The sequence below is a fragment of the Olsenella sp. An270 genome, assembly GCF_002159735.1.
Taxonomy (GTDB): domain Bacteria; phylum Actinomycetota; class Coriobacteriia; order Coriobacteriales; family Atopobiaceae; genus Thermophilibacter.
On record NZ_NFJF01000003.1, the window covers coordinates 11,476 to 31,305 of the forward strand.

General features: G+C 68.3%; 10 protein-coding genes. 6 read left to right on the forward strand and 4 right to left on the reverse strand.

What is annotated here, in order from left to right; genetic code table 11:
- Window positions 1-31: 31 nt before the first annotated feature.
- Together B5F73_RS04170 and B5F73_RS04175 are read right to left on the reverse strand one after the other, a co-directional pair.
- On the reverse strand, window positions 32-4,060 hold the full coding sequence (locus B5F73_RS04170) for an AAA family ATPase (protein WP_143803130.1): 4,029 nt from the start codon (window positions 4,058-4,060) through the stop codon (window positions 32-34).
- Between the two features lie 144 nt (window positions 4,061-4,204).
- A complete protein-coding gene (locus tag B5F73_RS04175) occupies window positions 4,205-6,451 on the reverse strand; it encodes a KUP/HAK/KT family potassium transporter (protein WP_087226879.1) in 2,247 nt (748 codons plus the stop codon).
- Window positions 6,452-6,797: 346 nt separating this feature from the next.
- Between B5F73_RS04175 and B5F73_RS04180 the strand changes: the two genes are divergently transcribed.
- Window positions 6,798-9,014, forward strand: a complete 2,217-nt coding sequence (locus B5F73_RS04180) for a class I SAM-dependent methyltransferase (protein ID WP_087226882.1) — start codon at window positions 6,798-6,800, stop codon at window positions 9,012-9,014.
- 139 nt (window positions 9,015-9,153) lie between these two features.
- Entirely contained in the window at window positions 9,154-10,875 is a 1,722-nt protein-coding gene (locus tag B5F73_RS04185; RefSeq protein ID WP_087226884.1) for a phospho-sugar mutase, read from the forward strand.
- A 333-nt stretch (window positions 10,876-11,208) separates the two neighbouring features.
- Here B5F73_RS04185 and B5F73_RS04190 read toward each other — a convergent pair whose 3' ends face one another.
- Entirely contained in the window at window positions 11,209-12,300 is a 1,092-nt protein-coding gene (locus tag B5F73_RS04190) for a hypothetical protein (RefSeq protein ID WP_143803131.1), read from the reverse strand.
- A gap of 114 nt (window positions 12,301-12,414) precedes the next feature.
- Window positions 12,415-14,616, reverse strand: a complete 2,202-nt coding sequence (locus B5F73_RS04195) for a PBP1A family penicillin-binding protein (RefSeq protein WP_087226885.1) — start codon at window positions 14,614-14,616, stop codon at window positions 12,415-12,417.
- Between the two features lie 117 nt (window positions 14,617-14,733).
- Here B5F73_RS04195 and tyrS point away from each other — a divergent pair, with 117 nt between their 5' ends.
- From tyrS to lgt, 4 genes are all read left to right on the forward strand, one after another.
- Window positions 14,734-15,951 carry a tyrosine--tRNA ligase gene (tyrS, locus tag B5F73_RS04200; protein WP_087227226.1) on the forward strand — a complete coding sequence of 406 codons (1,218 nt, stop codon included), beginning with the start codon at window positions 14,734-14,736 and terminating at the stop codon, window positions 15,949-15,951.
- Window positions 15,952-16,184: 233 nt separating this feature from the next.
- A complete protein-coding gene (locus B5F73_RS04205) occupies window positions 16,185-18,710 on the forward strand; it encodes a U32 family peptidase (RefSeq protein WP_087226888.1) in 2,526 nt (841 codons plus the stop codon).
- A 41-nt stretch (window positions 18,711-18,751) separates the two neighbouring features.
- Window positions 18,752-18,988, forward strand: coding sequence for a NifU family protein (locus tag B5F73_RS04210; RefSeq protein WP_087226890.1), 237 nt, complete (start codon window positions 18,752-18,754; stop codon window positions 18,986-18,988).
- Between the two features lie 16 nt (window positions 18,989-19,004).
- The gene (lgt, locus tag B5F73_RS04215; protein WP_087226892.1) at window positions 19,005-19,820 is read left to right on the forward strand and encodes a prolipoprotein diacylglyceryl transferase; all 816 of its coding nucleotides are present in this window, start codon (window positions 19,005-19,007) and stop codon (window positions 19,818-19,820) included.
- Window positions 19,821-19,830 lie beyond the last annotated feature (10 nt).

The following is a 19,830-nucleotide window of genomic DNA, read 5'->3' on the forward strand; positions in this document are numbered from 1 at the left end:
ACGCGCCGTTACCCGGCGATCGGGTGCCGGTTCAGGTGAGGCGCGCCTGTCGACGCCTGGCCTCGGCCGCGCGCCCCTTGAGGTAGCGCTTGAGCTCCCAACTCAGCCCGTGCGTCGACACGCGCGCCCAGCCGGCCAGATCGTCGAGGAGCGAGAGGTGCTCCTTGACCGCCTCCGGCACGGAGGCGTAGAGATCGTAGAGGGGCTCCACCTTGAGGCCGATGGTCAGTGCGGTGTCCGTGTCCTTGCGGAGCTTGGCGTACAGGACCGTGCGCGAGCCCAGCTCGAGCTCGTAGCGACGAATGCGCCCCTCCTCGGGAAGGCGATCCGCGATCGCCTCGCAGTCGTCCACCACCTGTGCGGCGGTGCACGGCTTGACATGGTCCAGCAGGCGTCCGTCGCAGTAGGTGCTGGCGAGCTGCTCCAGGAGGCCCAGCGTCATCGGTACCCTCTGCCGCGCCTGCTCGGGAGGCTGGCCGCAGATCACCCTCCGCATGTCCCCGATGGCCGCGAGGAGCAGCAGCTCGACCTGCGACCTGTCCGCGTCGGCCACCGGCTCGAACGTCCGCGCGAGGTTGCCCAGCAGCGCCGCCCTGTTCCCGGGCTCGTCTGCCCCCAGGCGCTCGTAGTCGCCGAGCGCGGCGTTGAACCTCGAGCGAGCCTCGTCGCGCCTGCCCAGAGCCAGGCAGAGCGTCCCCGCGTTCGAGCGTGCCCGGAGGAGCTCCCACCCGAGCTGGTCCCGCTCCTCCTCTACCCCCGTAGCCGTCCCCGACCCCAGCCATGCGTCGGTAAGGGAGAGGGCGTCGTCCAGGGTCGCGAGCGCGCCCGTCCGGTCTCCGTTGGCCTCGAGCCATGTCGCGTACACTACCGACAGGCGCACGAGGTTCAGGTAGCTGTTGTAGGTGGGTGCCTGCGCCCGGAGCGCGTCGAGAGTCTCGCGCAGCTCCCTCCAGGCCACCCGCACGCCGTCCTGGTCCTTCTCGGCGGCGCGCTGGTTGAGCAGGCGGACTCGGCGGACGAGAAGGTCCATGGGGTTGCCCGTCTGCTCCGCCGCCCCGCCGGCGGAGCGCGAGGTAGCCTGTCGGTCGAGTGCGGCGAGGCGCTCGCCGGGCAGGGAGATCACGTCCCCGAGACGTCCCAGCGAGAAGTCGGCCGTCGCGTCGATCGGCTGGTCGAGCAGCCGGCGGTCGAGCAGGATTCGCGTGACGTCCCGCTCGTGCTGGGCGAGGAATGCCCGGCCCTCGGGGTCGTCGGCAAGGCGGCGGCATGCGGCGGCGAACCCCTTGGCGATGTTGGGGTCAACGGGGGCCGTGCTGGACGCCTGTACGAGCAGGGTGAGGGTGGTGATGAGCTCCTCGTCGGCCGGCCGGGCATCGTTCGCGCCGCCCAGTGCCTCCATGCAGCGCGCCGTCGTGACTAGCAGGAGGCAGAGGCTCTGGATGAAGAGGAAGCTCGTGCCCATTGCCTCGCGCGCACCGTTCAGCAAGTCGGACATCTCGCGGGTCTGGAGCAGGGCAGCGTGCGTATCTCCCGCAGAAAGGGCGTCGTCTGCCGCGTTGAAGCGCATTCCCACCAGACCGCCGAGCGTATCGGGGCAGGGTTTCCTCTGGTAGGCGGACCGCATGGCGTCGATGGCGGTGCCGTAGGCGCGCGCGGCCGCCGCATGGTCGCCCGCTCGCGCGCTCAGGGCCGCCAGCGTGACGCTCATGTTGGTGAGGGAGATGGTGAGCTCGTCGCCCCCGACCTGCTCACCGGTTGCCGTGTCGGGTTTGAGGGCGCGTTGGAGCCGCTCGGACGCCCTCTCCATGAGCGCGAGGCCCCGCTCCACGTCGTCCTGGCGTTGCGCCACAATCCTCAGCACCTCCGCCTCGCGTACGAGGGCGAGGGGGGTCTGTCGCGCGGCCTCGAGGGCAGTGAGCAGCCGCCCCATGATCTCACTGGCAAACGACTCCGTGTGCGCCTCGTACAGGGTGCGATGCGTGGAGACGACCATGAGGGCGGAAAGGCGCATGAGCGCATCGGGGCCCTGGTCCAACGACGCGTCGATCACAGGCCACAGGAAGCTGTCCTGCGGCCGCGTCGCGCGCTCCTCGCGGACGGCGCGGGCGAGCTCAGCGGCTGCGACCTCGCTGTTCATGTGGATGAGGGCCACCGGGACGTCCACGTGGCGCCGGGCGGCCACGAGCAGGCGCAGCACCTCGCGATTAGCCTCCCACACCAGGGGAGAGGACAACGTCTCCGACGTGGCGCCCCGGAGCCTCCTCAGGAAGTGGCCGGCAAGGATTGTGCTGACGACCACACGGTCCTTCTCGCTGAGCCAGCCCATGATAGCCGTGCGGAACACCCTCTCGGAGAGGTCCCACTTGCCGCTCTCGCGCTGCACGAGGACGGGGCCCATGAGGCGCCGGAACCACGTGAGGTCGGGCATGGTGAGTCCCTGCGGGCCAAACAGGGCGAGGAGGTCCTCGTCGCGCAGCCCGAATCGCGTGACCGCGAGGTAGACGAGAACCGTGTAGAGGGCTTCCTCCCGGAGGCCGGTGACTGTGGAGGCGCGCTCGAGCAGGGTCAGCAGGAGCTCCTCGTCGTGGGAGGGGAGGTCGGCGAGGCGCCCTCGCAGGAGCTCGGTGAGCGCGCCCATGGCGGTGTCCCCGCGCGCCGCGCGCTCGTCCGCCCAAGCGTAGTCGCGCTCGTCCAGGGCGAGAAGAACCTGGAGGCAGAGCGCGAGGTGCAGCGGCGTGAGCGCCTGACCGCTGGCAAGGGCGGCCACGTCGTCGAGGACGGCCTCGGGAAGCGTCTTGTGGGCCTCGCGCGCCAGCCCGCGAGCGACCTCACGGGCGGATTGTGCGTCGAGAGGCGTCAGGGGCAGGGTCGTGCCGCCGAGCCGGTACAGAGAGGCGAGCCCGTGCTCGGTCTCAGCCGAGCAGACGACGCGGCACCCGTCGGGGAGGTCCGGCAGCCACGCGAGGGGATCGTCGCCGATCGTCTCGAGCTCGTCGACGGCGTCGACCACCAGGATGACGGGGCGTCGCTGGCAGACGAGACCCAGAATCCTCGCGAACCTGTCGCGGCTGGCGTCGAGGGGCGTGACCCCTGTGTTCCGCAGGAGTCCGTCGTAGTCAAGCGAGCCGGTCACGTCTGGGTTCTCATCGTAGAGGGCCCGCGAGAAGAAGTGTGTGACCCCGCCGACGCTGGAGCTCTGATACGTGCGACCGCAGAGGGCGGCCACCACGCAGGCGTCGGCTCGGCTCCTCCTCAGCTCAAGGGCCGCACGGGCGAGCAGCGTCGTCTTGCCCATGCCCGACGCCCCGGTGACGAGCAGCACGGGGTCGCCCTGCGCGGTCTCCCTGTCGCAGAAGGCAAGGATACGCCGCAGCTCCTCCTCGCGCGCGATGCAGAGACGGCCACCCTCCTCGATGAGGCGCCCCTGGGTCCCCCGCTCCACGCCATCGTCGGTGGGATCCTCGGGCGCTGGGCCCCAGAGCTCGCCGAGCCGCTGCGTGATGACCTCGGTGAGCATCGAGCAGAACGCGTCGAGGTCGTAGCTTCCGTCACCGCGCACGCTGATCTGGTACTCGCGGACGCGATCCGGCCTCTGCCGGACGCGGGATCGCAGCTCCTCCTGGCGGCGCAGGTCCTCGCCCGTGCTCAGGAAGCGCTCTCGCTGGGCGTCGGTGAGCGCGCTGATGTTGGAGATGGTCCGGACGCAGCACAGGGTGAGTCCGTCCTTCTCCGACTGTTCGAGGCCGTAGGCGATCTCCAGCTCGGTCATGCTGCGGCCCGTTGGGAGTCCGGGGTAGTCATATGAGAGCTCACAGAGGCCGTTGGCGTCGGGCACGTAGCCGTAGCGTTGTCCCACGAGGGCTAGGAAGAAGGGACGGCAGCGCCTGATCTCGTCAAGGCAGGTGTGCATGACCCTGCGCTCCTGCCCCGCCTCGTCAATGCCGGTCGTGTCGATGCCCCAGCGCAGGTCGACGATCGAGACGGTGGTCCCGTGGCGCGCGGCGAGCTCCTCCAGGCGCGGCAGAACATGGTCTCGGATGGCGTCTCGCTCGAGCTGCATGTCGCGAAACGTGCTCGAGACGAAGATTGAGACCGGTGCGGGTGGGCGCCACGTGCTCGAGGACACCGCGATCACCTCCGTGGGACGGCGCGACAGCCGGTCCTTCTCGCCGTCCTAGTCCTTCTCGTCCTCCTCGGCGAGACCCTACTCCTCGCCCTCCTGGGTGACTTCTGTGTCCTCGTCGTCCTCCTCGTCGATGACGAGCGGGCGGAACGTGGCGGTGTCGCCGCCCACGAGGCCGCGCATGGCCTCCTCGGCCTGGGCCTCGCGCTCGTCCCTCATGTGGACGGAGAAGATGTCATCGTCGTCCTCGGAGCTCTCGTGAGCCTCGGCCTGCTTGGCGGCGACCTGCGGCGCCACCTCCTCGAGCGGGCGGCGCGTGAGCTTGTGCTGGCGCTTGGTCTTGGAGAAGAGCGGCACGTACTCAAAGATGACGCTCGAGTTCTCCAGTCCGTACCAGCGCGCGGGCGATCCGCAGAAGCTGCGGATGAGGTACTTGAGCTCGATGAGGCGCTGGTCGAAGCCCGAGATGTCGGTCTCGGGGGAGATCATCTTGCGGATGAGGCAGAAGCGGAAGTCGCCCACCGTGCTGTGCTCGCGGTAGATCGAGTACTTGTGGTTCTGCGGGGCGAGCTGACCGCGCTCCATGAGGTCGGCCACGATCTGGTAGAGGTAGGTGTTGATGCGCTGGTTCACCTTGAAGCCCAGGCGCAGCTGCACCTTGAAGAGGAAGTCGGTGTCAAAGTCGTTGACGATGAACTCGTGGGTGTGCGGCTCGTCGGTGACCTGGACGTTGAGGAAGTAGTACGCCTTGGCGCGCTTGGGGCGCTTGTCCAGGATCGAGTAGAGGATGTCGCGGTCGAGCTTGTCGAACGACGAGTCGTTGGTGAGGAAGACCAGGTTGTCGGCAAGCAGCGGGTAGTCGTCGTCGTGGGAGAGGTCGAAGATCTGGTCCAGGTACTCGCGAACGGGCAGGTAGACCGTCTGCGTGCGCTCGACGGCCGTGCCGCGGCGCCACACGTACATGACCACGAAGATCAGGAAGCTCATGATCACGGTGACGTAGCCGCCGTGGAAGAACTTCGTGAGGCTCGAGAAGAAGAACATGAACTCGATGGCGCCGAAGAAGATCGCGAAGGGCACGGCCAGTGCGGTCTTGTGCTGCACGCGGGAGAGGTACATCGTGAGCAGGATCGTGGTCATGAGCATCGTGACCGTGATGGCCAGGCCATAGGCGGCCTCCATGTGCGCCGAGGTCTGGAACAGCAGCACCACGCAGATGCAGCCGATCCACATGATGCTGTTGACCAGCGGGATGTAGATCTGGCCCTTGGTCTCGGAGGGGTAGTTGATGCGCATGTGGGGCATGAGGTCCAGGCGCACCGCCTCGGAGACGATGGAGTAGGAGCCGGTGATGAGCGCCTGGGAGGCGATGATCGCGGCGAAGGTGGAGAGCAGGACGGCGAAGACGCGGATCTGCTCGGGGAGCATCTGGAAGAACGGGTTGAGGTCGCTGACGGAGGCAAGGTCGGCGTTGCCGGCGTTGGCGATGATCCAGGCGCCCTGGCCCAGGTAGTTGAGGATTAGGCAGACCTTCACGAACGGCCAGGTGGCGTAGATGTTGGGCTTGCCCACGTGGCCCATGTCGGAGTAGAGGGCCTCGGCGCCGGTGGTGCAGAGGAACACGTTGCCCAGGACCATGAGGCCGGCGGCGTTGAGGTTGCCGTCAAAGAGGAACGTGATGCCGCGCAGCGGGTTGAAGGCGCGCAGGACGTTGAGGTCGAGGCCGATGTTCATGAGGCCGGCGGCAGCGAGGAAGACGAACCACAGCGTCATGACCGGGCCGAAGAGCTTGCCGATCGTGGAGGTGCCCGCCTTCTGCAGGAAGAAGAGCACGCAGAGGATGCAGATCACGATGGCGACGACGATGCCCTGGTTGTCGCCGATGACGGAGTAGATGAAGTCGACGGTGCGCAGGCCCTCGATGGCGGTGGTGACGGTGACGGCCGGGGTGAGGATGCCGTCCGCCAGAAGCGCGGCGCCACCGATCATGGCGGGGATGATGAGCCAGCGCCCGCAGCGCTTGACCAGGCTGTAGAGCGCGAAGATGCCGCCCTCGTTGTGGTTGTCGGCCTTCATGGCCACGAGCACGTACTTGACCGTGGTGATGAGGGTGAGCGTCCAGATGATGAGCGAGAGGGCGCCCAGCACCACGTCCTGGGACATGGTGGGCAGGCCGCCGTTTCCGGAGATGATCGCCTTCAGGGTGTACATCGGGCTCGTGCCGATGTCTCCGTACACGACGCCCAGGGTGACGAGGATCATCGCCGCGGAGAGGGGGATGCCCGTGTAGCGGGCCTTGCGCGCGGCGGGCGCGAGATTCGTGGCCATGGAACTCCAAACTCGGGGCTACTAAAGACGCGTCAAGTGTAGCGTTTCTCGCCACGTTCCGCCGTTCTTCTCGCCGAGTAGCGGCCCTTCTCGCCCGGCGTCAACCGCTTGCTGCGGCACTCGGCGTCGAGTGTACGAGATAGACGTTCCTGTGGCACATTGGGCTAACTTTTATCTGGGGAAACGTTGGGTCCGTGTCTCGAAATAACGGGTGCCGGAGCGCTAACTCGTACACTCGGCGCGGGATGCGCTCGCCCGTCGCGAAACGGGCGCGGGCGAGAAGAACGCCGGCTCGCCGTTCGTGCGAGAATGGCGGGGTAGGTTGCGACGGGCGAAAGGTGACCCGATGGAGTTTGTGGCGACGTGCCCCAAGGGCTTTGAGCGACTGCTGGCGGACGAGCTTGCCGCGCTGGGAGCGCCGCAGGTGAGGCCGCTGGCGGGACAGGTGAGCTTTGGCGGCGGGCTGGAGGACGCGTATCGGGCGTGCCTGTGGTCGAGGCTGGCGTCACGCGTGCTGCTCGTGCTCGCGCGCGTGGGCGCCGCCGATGCCGACGAGCTCTACGAGGGGGTCTCGGCGATTGCCTGGGAGGACCACCTCGCGCCCGGGGCGACCTTTGCCGTTGACGCCCACGGCACCAACGCCCAGCTTCGCAACACGCAGTTCGTGGCCCTGCGCACCAAGGACGCCGTCGTGGACCGTCTGGTCTCCGTGCGCGGCGCGCGACCGATGGTGGACACGGCGCGCGCGGACGTGACCGTGTCCGTCCGTCTCTCCGGCCAGCGTGCCACGCTGGCGATCGACCTCGCCGGCGAGCCGCTCTTCCGACGCGGCTACGCCACGCGCGGCGACGCGCGCCTGAGCTCGCTGCGGCCCGACTACGCCGCCGCGCTGCTCGCCGCCGGCGGGTGGGACGAGGCTGTCCGCTCCGGCTCGCCCGCGCTCGCGGCGCTCTGGCCGGGGCAGGGGAGCGTGCTCGTGGAGGCTGCGGGCGTCGCGCTGGACCGCGCGCCGGGTCTGCTGCGCTCGCGCTGGGGCTTCGCCGGCTGGGCGGGGCATGACGCGGACGCCTGGCAGGCGCTTCTCGCCGAGGCGGAGGCGCGCTCGGCCGCGGGCGAGAAGAACCCCTGCTCGCTGCTCGTGCTGGATGGCCGGTCGGGCACGCTCTCGGCCTGTCGCCAGGCCCTGCGCGGCGCCGGGATCGCCCTGGAGCCGCAAGGGTGTGAGCAGGTGCCCCCCTCGTGTTGTCTTGCGGCGGCGGACCTGTCGTGGGTCGGGGAGACCGCCCTCGCGACGGAGGCCGCCGTGCTCTCCGAGCTCGCGTCGCATGCGGGGCGACGGCTCGTCGTCCTCTCCCGTGACGAGGCGCCGGACGCGGCCCTGCGCTCCGAGCCCGCGTCCGTGACCGAGGTCATCGTCGGGCGCGACCCGGCGACCATCCGCGTCTACGAGCAGAGCGACTCTGTGGCACCTGCGCCCTCGGTTGAGCTTCCGGGCGGCGGGCGCGCGAGCGTGCTCGTGCCCGCCTCCGACCAGTTTGCCCGCCGGCTCGCGAAGGTGGCGCGCCTCCGCGCCAAGTGGGCGCGTCGCGAGGACGTGACCTGCTACCGCGTCTATGACGCCGACCTGCCCGACTACGCCGTCGCCATCGAGCTCTACGAGGGCTCCGAGACCCCGGGTCGCTGGCTCCAGGTCTCCGAGTACGCCGCCCCGCGTGGGGTGGACCCCGAGCTCGCGCGCAGGCGCCTGCTCGACGTGCTGACGATCGCACCCCGGGTGCTCGGGGTCGACCCGGCGGACGTGAGCGTGCGCGTGAGGACACGAGCGCGCGGCGGCTCGCAGTACGCCGACGAGGCGCGCGTGCCCGAGCGTGGAGCCCGTGGACGGGACCGCTCTTCTCGCCGACAGGGTGTGGAGCTGCCGGCGGGGTCGCATCTGGTGGACGAGGGCGGCCTCACCTTCGAGGTGAACTTCGACGCGCGCCACGACTGCGGCATCTTCCTGGACCACCGGGAGACGCGCTCCCGCATCCGCGAGATGATGAAGCAGACCAAGGGGTCAAAGCGCTTCCTCAACCTCTTTGCGTACACGGGTACCGCGACCTGCTACGCGGCGGACGGCGGCGCAAAGCACACCACGACGGTCGACCTCTCGCGCCCGAGCCTGGACTGGGCGCGCCGCAACATGGCCCGCAACGGCTTTGACGGCCCGGAGCACGAGTTCGTTCAGGCGGACGTGCTCGCGTGGGTCTCCGAGCAGAGGCATACGCGTAACCGATGGGACCTGATCTTCTGCGACGTGCCCACGTTCTCCAACTCGGCGCGCATGCGCAAGAGCTCCTTCGACGTGCAGCGCGACCATGCCGAGCTGATCATCGGCGTGTCGCGTCTGCTCGTGCGGGGCGGATGCGCGATCTTCTCGTGCAACCTGCGCAGCTTCAGGCCGGATGCGGAGAAGCTCGAGCGCGCCGGCGTGCGCCTCACCGACATCACCGACGAGACCATTCCCGAGGACTTCTCTCGCAACCGCAAGATTCACCACGCCTATCTCGTGGAGCGCGCATAGGACCCTCCCTCCGTCCGCCGACGCAGGGCGCCCATCGGACAAGGCGATGCCAGCGGGCGACCGCTCGGCGACTACTATTGCTTCATACGTGCGGATTCGGCGCGGGACGTCCCGCGCCCCGAGCAAATGGGGGAACACCATGGACGCAAGCATCGAGGCCAAGGTCAGCGCCTGGCAGGACAACGTCACCGAGCCCGATCTCGTGATCGAGCTGGACGACCTCTGCCGCGAGGGCAACGAGGAGAAGCTCTTTGACGCCTTCTATCGTGACCTCGCCTTTGGCACCGCCGGTCTTCGCGGCACGCTTGGCGTGGGCACCAATCGCATGAACGTCTACGTGGTCGCGCAGGCCACCCAGGGTGTCGCGGACTACCTGAACGCCCACTACGACAGCCCCACGCTCGCGCTCGCGCGCGACTCGCGCAACAAGGGCGAGGACTTCCAGCGCGTGGCCGCCGGCGTCCTGGCCGCCAACGGCATCCACGTCTACGTGTACCCGCGCATCGAGCCGGTCCCGACGCTCTCCTTTGCGGTGCGCTACCTCGGCACCTCCGCGGGCATCGTGCTCACGGCCTCCCACAACCCGGCGCCCTACAACGGCTACAAGGTCTACAACGACAACGGCGGCCAGATCACCGACGAGGCCGCGGCGGAGATCTCGGCCAACATCGCCAAGGTCGACCCGTTCACCGTCGACATCATGGACTTCGAAGAGGGCATCGAGAAGGGCCTGATCGAGTGGACGCCCGAGGAGGTCCTCGACAGCTTCATCGAGAACATCAAGAAGGTCTCCGTCCCGGGCTTCAAGGCCTCTGACGACTACTCCGTGGTCTACACGCCGCTCAACGGCACTGGCATGGAGCTCGTGACCCGCATCCTCAAGGAGATCGGCGTCGAGAAGGTTTCCGTCGTCCCCGAGCAGGCGGAGCCCGACGGCAACTTCCCCACGTGCACCTATCCCAACCCCGAGTTCCGCGAGGCGCTCGAGCTGGCGCTGGGTCTCGCCGAGGAGGTCAAGCCCAACCTCGTCGTGGCCACCGACCCCGACGCCGACCGCATGGGCACCGCAATCCCGCACGACGGCGACTACGTGCTGCTCTCCGGCAACGAGATGGGCGTCCTGCTCATGGACTGGCTCGCCACGATGGCCAAGGACCGCGGCGAGGACGTGGCGGCTAAGGTCGCCGTCTCCACGATCGTCTCGTCCTCCATGCCCGACGCCCTCGCGCGTGACTGGGGCTTTGAGATGAGGCGTGTGCTCACCGGCTTCAAGTACATCGGCGACCAGATTGACCAGCTCAAGGACGAGGGCGAGGAGGACCGATTCCTCATGGGCTTCGAGGAGTCCTACGGTTACCTCGTCGGCACGCACGCCCGCGACAAGGACGCCATCGTCGCCACGATGCTCTGCGTCGAGATGGCCAGCTACTACGCCGAGAAGGGTATGGACCTGTACGAGGCAATGGACGCCCTCTACCAGAAGTACGGCTACTACCTCAACGGTACCGTCAACGCGAGCTTCCCGGGTGCGGCGGGCGCCGACAAGATGGCCGGCATCATGGACGGCCTGCGCAAGAACCCGCCCACTGAGATCGCCGGCTACAAGGTCCTCGGCATGACCGACTACGCCACCGGCCCCGAGATGCCGCGCGTCTCCGGTCTGCAGAAGGAGGCCGCGCAGGTGCTGCCGCCGGCCAACGTCATCGAGTTCCGTCTTGAGGACGACAACAAGGTCATCTTCCGTCCGTCCGGAACCGAGCCCAAGGTCAAGGCGTACCTCTTCTCCAAGGGTGCCACGCGTGCCGAGTCCGAGGCCGTCCGTGCCAAGCTCGAGGCCGCTTCCAAGGAGATCCTGTCGTAGGAATCCCTTCTCAAAGGCGGAGCCCCGCCTCCCCGATCGGGGAGGCGGGGCTTTTTGCATGCGAACTTGGCTCAAGCGTGCATAAAACGGTCCCTCGTGCTACATAAAAGGGCTCCGGAAGGTCAAAAAGGGGATTCGTGTAGCGTAGTTTTAGCCAAATTGCTCAAACAAGTTTCTTTATATATGTAGTTATCTGGCCTTTTGTAACGAGCCTACTCACAGAACCCTGGAAAAGACGCTACACGAATCGACGTTTTATGCAGCGAAGAGGCCCGAATGTAGCACGAGACGCGGTTTTATGCGTCCAATCCTTTGGTGGCAGCCCCTTGAGCGCTATTCCGCCGTGTCGTCGGCCTCTGCGGCGCTGATCGCATAAAGGGTGTCGCCGACGCCCGCGATGGTGGCAGGGTCCCAGGTGTGGGAGCTGACCTCGGGGGAGGTGGGGTCGTAGACGACCAGCGAGCCGTCGGAGTCCTCGGTGACGAGGACGATCCAGTGCGCGGAGTCGGTGAGGGTGTCAGCCGCGGCCTCGACGAGCAGGTAGGTGCCCGTGTCGAGGACCTGCACGAGGTTCTCCTCGTTGGAGGTGTAGGTCGAGCAGGTGAGCCCGTAGTCCTTCAGTGAGTCGCCGAGGAAGGACCCCGACATGAGGGAGTCCCCACTCGCCATCTCGGCGTCGGTGATCGCTTGGGCAAAGTCGGCGGGCGTGCGGTCGCCCTTGCCCGTCAGGGCCATGTATGCCATCGAGAGGCTGGTGGGCCCGGACCCGGTGAGCGCGAGCGGCGAGCCGGCGTAGTCGACGTTGCCCCAGCGCTCGTCCCAGCAGTAGAGCTGGGGAACGGTTCCCTCGCTCACCTCGTCGTCGTAGGGCTGGGCGGTCTTCTCCGCCTCGGGATAGGCCGCGACGAAGTCGATGGCGTCGGGCTGCGCGAGAGCGAGCTCGAGCAGGCCCTGGTTCTCGTACTCGTTCGCGTGCGCGGCGATCGACGCGAGCTTCTCGTCCCGGTCGAGCTCCGACGCGAACCGCTTGGTCAGGTCTTCGTCCACGCCGGCGGCGACACGGGCGTCGACGGGGTTGGCTTCGGTGGTCTGCTGCTCCGAGCTGCATCCGCGGACGCAGCTCGAGATTCCCACGATCAGCAGGATGAGGATGATGAGCGCAAGGGCGGCGAGGATCAGCAGGCGGCGGTTCGTGCTGAGCCTCCGCGCGCGGCCACTCTGGAAGTTGATGCTGCGTGCCCGGAGCGGGTAGCCCGGGCCGGAGGACAGGCGCGAGGAGGAGGGGCGCTGACGGGTGCCGCGGGGGCCGTGGTAGGTGCCCTGCGAGGGGACGCGCCCGCGCGAGCCCTGGGAGTGGGGGCGAGACGAGCCCGTGCGCTGGCCCGAGCCCTGACGATAGCGTGCGTCGCGATCGTTGTACGTCATGCGTCCTCCGTGACGAGCTTGGTACAGAAAATCTCTTATCGCATGATACGGCAGTGAGATGGGAAAAGAGAGCGGGCGCCGCCCCAATCGGGGAGCGGCGCCCGCTCGATGGGCCTATTGCGCGGGAGCCGGGTCGGATGAACCCTGGTTCTCGCCACCGGGCTGCGGGTCTTCTCCGGTATCCGGCCCGGCGGGCTCCTCGGGCGTGGGATCGGGCTCCTCGCTCGGGGTCTCCTCGACCGGTTCGGTGGGCTCGGTCGGCTCGGTGGGGGTCGTGGGCTCGGTGGTCTCGGGGGCCTCCTCCTCCGGGGTCTCCTGCACGACGGGCTGCGAGCTCCAGCCCTTCGTGTTCACCGAGGTGCTGGTTCCGATGAAGTCCCAGGAGTCGTTGGGCTTGTACTGGGCCTCGTGGTCTGAGGTCGGGAACTCCGCGCGAGCCACGCCGTCGAGCGCCGAGTTCATGTAGGTGCCCCAGATGGGGATCGGGAGGGTGGCGGTCCTGCCGGTCGCGCCCTGGTAATACACGCGCTGGTTGCTGCTCTCGATGCAGCCGACCCACACCGCGGTCGTGAGCTGGGGCGTGTAGCCGCAGAACCAGAGGTTGTTGTAGTTGTCGGTCGTTCCGGTCTTGCCCGCGACGGGCTGGTTCTGGCGGAAGTAGCTCCTCAGGTTGGTGGCGCTGCCCTCGGTGATGACCGTCTCGAGGATGTTGGTCGCCTCCTCGACGATGGCGGAGTCGACAACCTGCTCCGGGTCGTCCTCGTGCTCGTAGACCACGTTGCCGTTGCGGTCCTCGATCCGAGTGATCGCGACGGGGTTGCGGTGGACGCCCCCGTTGGCGAGGGTCGAGAAGGCCTCGGCCATCTCGAGCGGGGAGACCGGCGAGGTGCCGAGCGCGGAGGCGAGGCCGGGCTCGATCGTCGACTCGATGCCGAGGCGCGCCGCCATGTCGGCGACCTTGTCCATGCCGATGGCCTCGGCGACCTGGACGTAGCCGGTGTTGGAGGAGACGGCGGTCGCGCGCTGCAGCGTGCAGATGCCGTAGTTAGCGTGGTCGATGTTGCTCGGGGCCCACGTGGGCGTGACCTGGATCGTGGGCTGGCAGTTGATGCGCACCGTGGGGCTCATGCCCGCCTCGAGCGCGGCGGTGAGCACGACGGCCTTGAAGCTCGAGCCCGTCTGCCGCGGCGAGGTCGCCATGTTGATGGAGCTCTGGCCGGCCTCGGTGTCGTTGCCGTAGTTCTGGCCGCCCACCATGGCGACGATGTGACCGTTGGAGTTGTCGATCGAGACGAGCGCGGCCGACGCGTCGGGGTCGCCGCCGGCTGCCAGGCGGTCACTGCAGGCCTGCTCGGCCGCCGCCTGCTTCGCGGGCTCGATGGTGGTGTAGACCTTCAGGCCGCCCTGGGCGATTGTGTCGGACGAGAAGTCCTGGAGCAGCAGGTTGCGCACGTAGTCGGTGAAGAAGGGATAGGTGCTGTCGGAGTCGGTGAGCTCGCCGGGGTTGAGCGGGATCTCCTCGGCGACGGTCGCGTCGTACTCCTCCTGCGAGATGTCGCCCGCCTCGAGCATGCGCGAGAGGACGAGGTTGCGACGGCTCTTGCAGTTCTCGTAGTTCACGAAGGGGTCGTAGTAGGTGGGGGAGTTGGGGATGCCCACGAGCGTGGCCGCCTCGTTGAGCGTGAGGTCGGCGGCGCTCTTGTTGAAGTAGGTGATGGCCGCCGCCTCGATGCCGTAGGCACCGTTGCCGTAGAAGATGGTGTTGAGGTACATGTTGAGGATCTGTTCCTTCGTGTACGTCTTCTCCATCTGGATGGCGATGTACGCCTCGCGGACCTTGCGCCGCAGCGAGTTCTCGAACTGCTCGTCGGAGAGGACCGTCCAGCGGACGAGCTGCTGGGTGATCGTGGAGCCGCCGCCCTGCTCGCCGCCGCCAAAGACCTGGCCCACCGCCGCGCGCAGAATGCCCTCGGGGTCAACGCCGTTGTGCTGGTAGAAGCGCTTGTCCTCGGTGTCGATGGTGCCCTGGATGACGTAATCGGAGACCTGGTCCAGCGTCACCGAGCGACGGTTCTGCAGATAGTAGGCAACGATCTCGTTGCCGTCCGCGTCGTAGACGCGGGTGGGCTCGGCCACGAGGAAGGCGTCGGCGGAGGTGTAGTCGGGCAGGTCCTCGAGCCAGGTGGACACCACCGCTCCCAGTGAGAGTGCGAGCGTCACGCAGAGAAGCGCGATGAAGCCGAGCACTCCGGCGAGGCCAAAGCCCACGAAGTGCGTCTTCGAGTGCGCGCGTGCCCGACGCGTTCTGATTCCCATGAGCCCTCCTGAAACGGGATGTAACGCCACAATCGCATCACATTATACTATGCTAGTTTGCTATGCCGCCGCCCGTGGGCGGTTCAGAGAGACGTAGACCTTATGGAGGACAGCGCAATGCTCCCAGTCGACGAGCAACTCAAGGTGATCACCTCCGGCACGATGCAGATCGTGCCGCTCGACGAGCTCAAGAAGAAGCTCGAGAAGGGCACGCCGCTCAACATCAAGCTGGGCGTGGACCCCACCTCTCCCGACCTGCACCTCGGCCACGCCGTGCCCCTGCGCAAGATGCGCCAGTTCCAGGACCTGGGCCACAACGTGACGCTCATCATCGGCAACGGCACCGCCCTCATCGGCGACCCGTCCGGCCGCGACTCCACCCGCCCGCCCCTCACCGAGGAGCAGGTCGAGGCCAACGCCAAGACCTACGTCGAGCAGGCCATGAAGGTGCTCGACCCCGAGAAGACCCAGATCGTCCACAACGGCGACTGGCTGAAGGGCCTGAACCTCGCCGAGATGCTCAAGCTCATGAGCCAGTTCAACGTGGCCCGCATCCTCGAGCGCGAGGACTTCCACAACCGCTACACCGAGGGCAAGTCCATCGCCCTGCACGAGTTCATCTACCCGGTGCTGCAGGCCTACGACTCCGTCGTGGTGAAGGCGGACCTCGAGATGGGCGGCAACGACCAGATCTTTAACCTGCTCGCCGGCCGCGACCTCATGCGCGCCATGGGCATGGAGCCGCAGGTGGCCCTCACGATGCCGCTTCTGGTGGGCACCGACGGCCACAAGAAGATGTCCAAGAGCTACGGCAACTACGTGGGCCTCACCGACGAGCCGGCCGACATGTACGGCAAGGTCATGTCCATCACCGACGAGCTGGTGCCGCTCTACTGGCGCCTCTGCTCCACGGCCGACATGGACAAGCTCGACGCCATCGACGCCGCCTTCGCGGACGGCACCGCCGACCCGTACGCGCTCAAGCGCGAGCTGGCTGCCAACATCGTGGACCTCTACCACGGAGAGGGCGCCGGCGCCGCGGCGAGCGCCGCCTTCGACGCGCAGTTCAAGCGCGCCGAGGCCCCCGAGGACATGCCGGAGTTCCCCGTGAGCGTGGTCGAGGTCAACGACGAGGGCAAGGTCTACCTGGGCAAGCTCCTCGTCGAGGTGGGCATCGCCAAGTCCGCCGGCGAGGCACGTCGCCTCGTGGACGGCGGCGGCGTCAAGATCAACGGCGAGGCCGTGGCGCCCAAGTGCTACAACGTCGAGGCGTCGCTCTTCTCGGCTGGTACGACGGTCCAGTCCGGCAAGAAGCGCTGGGCGCGCCTGGTCTAGCCCCCTCTTCCCCGGTTTGGGTTCACGGCATGCGGCCCGCGCGTCGCATCGGTGAGCACCACCTGGGGATTTGCGAGGAGGCGGCGCCGCGTGACCCTTTTGGTGAACCCAAACCACTTTTCGGTTTGGGTTCACTGCTGTTATAGGGGAGTTCGGGGACCTGCGGTTTTGTCGCGATATACTTCGCAGGGAGCAAAACCGTGAACCCAAACCGTTCTGGCGGGAAGGAAGAGATGGCGAGAAGAACCACGTTCCTGGAGGCGCACGGCGTTCCGGAGCTGCTGGCGCCTGCCGGCGGCCCGGAGCCGTTCAACGCGGCGCTCGCCGCGGGCGCCGACGCCATCTACTGCGGCCTGGGCAACGACTTCAACGCCCGTCGCGGCGCCAAGAACTTCGACGACGAGTCCTTCGCGGCGGCATGTCGCCGCGCGCACCTCGCGGGCGCGCGCGTCTACGTGACCGTCAACGTGGCCATCTCGACCGAAGAGCTACCGCGCGTGCTGGAGCTGGTACGCCGTGCGTGGCGGCTGGGGGCCGACGCCTTCATCATCCAGGACTGGGGCCTCATGGCCGAGGTCCGCCGCCGGTGGCCGGAGGTGGAGACGCACGTCTCAACGCAGGCCAACGTCCACGACGCGCGCGGCGTGGCGTGGTGCCGCGACGTCTGGGGCGTGGACCGCGTGACGCTCTCGCGCGAACTCTCGCTGGCAGAGATCTCCCGCATCGCCGAGGAGGGCGTGGAGCTGGAGTGCTTCGGCCACGGCGCGCTCTGCTTCTGCTACTCGGGCGTGTGCCTCATGAGCTCGATGAACGGCGGGCGCTCGGCCAACCGCGGCCTCTGTGCGCAGCCGTGCCGGCTGCCCTACGACCTCGTCGACGAGGACGGCAACGTGATGGAGATCCCCGGCGTGGCAACGCAGGGGATCCCCGAGACGAGCCGCGGCGTGGGCGGGACGCGCCTGCTCTGCCCCAAGGACTACCGCACGGTCGATCGCGTGCGCGAGATGCACGACGCGGGCGTGGGCTCCCTCAAGGTCGAGGGCCGCATGAAGGCCCCCGACTACGTGTTCTCCGTCGTGGCGGCCTACCGCGACGCCCTCGACGCGCTGCGCGACGGCAGCGACGACGACGCCGCGCGCGCGAGGCGGGATCGACGCCTGCGCCGCGCGTTCAACCGCGACTTCACCGAGAGCTACCTCTGGGGCGGCTCCGACAACGACATGATGAGCTACGAACGCTCCAACAACCGCGGTGAGCTAGTCGGACGCGTCACGGGCTCGCGAGCCCTCGAGGACGCGGTCGTGCGGCGCGGCGGCGGCAACGGCGGCCGCGAACGCATGCGGCGCCTCACCCGCGCCGACGTGGAGGTTCTTCTCGACCAGCCGGTGGGTGCCGGCGACCTGCTGGAGATCCGCCCGCCCTCCGACCCCTCCCAGTTCCTGACCGCCCACGCCGAGGCGGACGCCGCGGCGGGGGAGACCATCACCTGCCGGACGTCGCGTCCCATGGAGGAGGGGTCGCTCGTGCGCGTGATCCGCTCGCAGGCGGCGCTCGACGAGGCGGCGCGGGTGGCCGACAAGGACGTGGTGCGTCGGCGTCCGGTGCGGGTGCGCGTGACGGCTCGCCTGGGGGAGCCGTTCTCGGTTGAGCTCGAGACCCTCGACGGCGCCGCGGCGGCGCGTGCCGAGGGCTTCGTCGTGGAGGCCGCGCGCACGCGTCCGGTCACCGAGGAGGACCTCGTCGAGCACGTGGGACGCATGGGCCAGAGCCCGTTTGCTCCCATGGAGTGGGACGTCGCGCTGGACGCAGGCTGCGGCATGTCCTTCTCGGCCGTGCACAAGGTGCGCGCCGAGGCGTGCCGTCTCCTGGAGGAGTCCCTGCTCGCGCCCTATGCCGACCGTGAGCTCTCTGCTGGGGAGCCCGACCATACACACCTGTCGGTTTTCACCCCAAACGACCCCCAAAACACCCAGGTGTGCGTGGTCGTGACGACGCCGGCGTGCGCCGAGGCCGCGCTCGCCGCCGGCGCGACGCGCATCTACGCCTCCGCCGACGACCTCGCTCGGGGCTCGTGGCCGTCCGGCGTGATCCCCTGGCTCGACGAGGTCTGCCGCGAGGCCGACCACGCCCGCCTGGACCCGTGGGTGCGCGCCGGCGAGCCCGTGGCGGTGGGCAACGTCTCCGAGCTCGCCCTCGCCGTCAGCCGCGGCGCGGCCCCCGAGGTCCGCTCCTGCGTCCCGGTTCACAACGCGTCCGCCCTCGCGGCGCTGACCGAGGCGGGCGCGGCCGGCGTCTGGCTCTCGCCGGAGCTCACGCTCGAGGAGGTCTGTGCCCTCGCCCGCACGTCCCGCGTGCCCGTGGGCCTCTCGGTCCTGGGTCGCGAGCGCGTGATGACGAGCGAGCACTGCGTCCTGCAGGCGCTCGGCCGCTGCCGCCACGACTGCGCCCGCTGCCCCGAGCGCGCCCGCGCCCTCTCCCTACGCGACATCGACGGCAACCTCCTGCCCGTCCGCACGGACGTCAACGGCCGCTCGCGCATCTGGTGCGCCCGCCCGCTCGACGCGACGCCGCAGGTCGGTGAGCTGGTCGAGGCCGGAGTGACCCGCCTGCTCGTGGACGGCCAGCTCATGACCGCCCCCGAGGTCGGCGAGGCCGTGACCCGCGTGGTCCGGGCCCTCGAGGCCGTCCGCGACGGCCGCCGCCCTGCGCCGCGCATGAAGGGGGCCACGTCGGGTCATCTCTTCTCGCCCATTGGGTAAGATGTCTCTCGGAACCATTCCAGCCTAGCGAAAGGAACACCATGGCTGTTGACCGCGCACTCCTCGACGCCACCCTCGACGTCATCCGCCAGAGCCTCCAGGCCGACGGCGGCGACGTCGCCCTCATCGACGTGACCGACGACGGCGTCGTGACCCTCGAGATGCAGGGCGCCTGCGCCGGCTGCCCGCTCTCCTCCCTCGACATGTCCGAGGGCATCGAGCGCATCCTCATGGAGCACGTCCCCGGCGTGACGCGCGTCCAGCCGGCCGCCTTCTAGCGCGGGCGAGAAGAACGTGTTCCTCGACGAGATCTATCACGCGCTCGACCCGGTGGCCATCTCGATAGGCCCCGTCTCGATTCGCTGGTACGCGCTGGCCTACCTGGCCGGCTTCGTCTGCGCCGGCGTGGTGCTGTGGCGCACGCAGCGCCGCTGGGGCCTGGGCATCTCCCTCGACGACGTGCTCTCGATCATGATCGGCATCGTCTTTGGCATCATCGTCGGCGCGCGCCTGTTCTACGTGCTCTTCTACGGCGCGGGGTACTACCTCGAGAACCCGATGGAGATCTTCATGCTCAACCACGGCGGCATGAGCTTCCACGGCGGACTCGTGGGCGCCGTCGTGGGGGGCTCGCTCGTGTGCTGGCGTCTCGGCATCTCGATTCCCACGGTCTGCGACATGGGCGTCATCGGCGCGCCAATCGGCCTGTTCTTCGGTCGCTGCGCCAACTTCGTGAACGGCGAGCTCTGGGGCAAGGAGACCGACCTGCCCTGGGGCGTCATGTTCGAGACGGGCGGCGCGGTCTACCGCCATCCCTCGCAGCTCTACGAGGCCGTGCTCGAGGGCATCGTGATCTTCGTGGTGCTCTACGCGCTGTCGCGCCGCGTGCCGCCACGCCCGCAGGGCACCTTCATGGGCGTGTTCCTCGCGCTCTACGGCATCTTCCGCTTCCTGGTCGAGTTCGTTCGCGTGCCGGACGCCCAGCTCGGCTACCTCTTTGGCCCCATCACGATGGGCCAGCTGCTGAGCCTGCCGCTCGTTCTTCTCGGCATCGCGATCCTAGTGGGGGCGCACCAGCTCAACCGACCGCAGCGCGGCTACCTCGGCTAGGGGAGGCGCC

Bases quoted from the DNA above. Each gene is read 5' to 3' on its own strand.
- B5F73_RS04170 (WP_143803130.1), bottom strand. From the start codon at position 4,060: ATGCAGCTCGAGCGAGACGCCATCCGAGACCATGTTCTGCCGCGCCTG.
- B5F73_RS04175 (WP_087226879.1), bottom strand. From the start codon at position 6,451: ATGGCCACGAATCTCGCGCCCGCCGCGCGCAAGGCCCGCTACACGGGC.
- B5F73_RS04180 (WP_087226882.1), top strand. From the start codon at position 6,798: ATGGAGTTTGTGGCGACGTGCCCCAAGGGCTTTGAGCGACTGCTGGCG.
- B5F73_RS04185 (WP_087226884.1), top strand. From the start codon at position 9,154: ATGGACGCAAGCATCGAGGCCAAGGTCAGCGCCTGGCAGGACAACGTC.
- B5F73_RS04190 (WP_143803131.1), bottom strand. From the start codon at position 12,300: ATGACGTACAACGATCGCGACGCACGCTATCGTCAGGGCTCGGGCCAG.
- B5F73_RS04195 (WP_087226885.1), bottom strand. From the start codon at position 14,616: ATGGGAATCAGAACGCGTCGGGCACGCGCGCACTCGAAGACGCACTTC.
- tyrS (WP_087227226.1), top strand. From the start codon at position 14,734: ATGCTCCCAGTCGACGAGCAACTCAAGGTGATCACCTCCGGCACGATG.
- B5F73_RS04205 (WP_087226888.1), top strand. From the start codon at position 16,185: ATGGCGAGAAGAACCACGTTCCTGGAGGCGCACGGCGTTCCGGAGCTG.
- B5F73_RS04210 (WP_087226890.1), top strand. From the start codon at position 18,752: ATGGCTGTTGACCGCGCACTCCTCGACGCCACCCTCGACGTCATCCGC.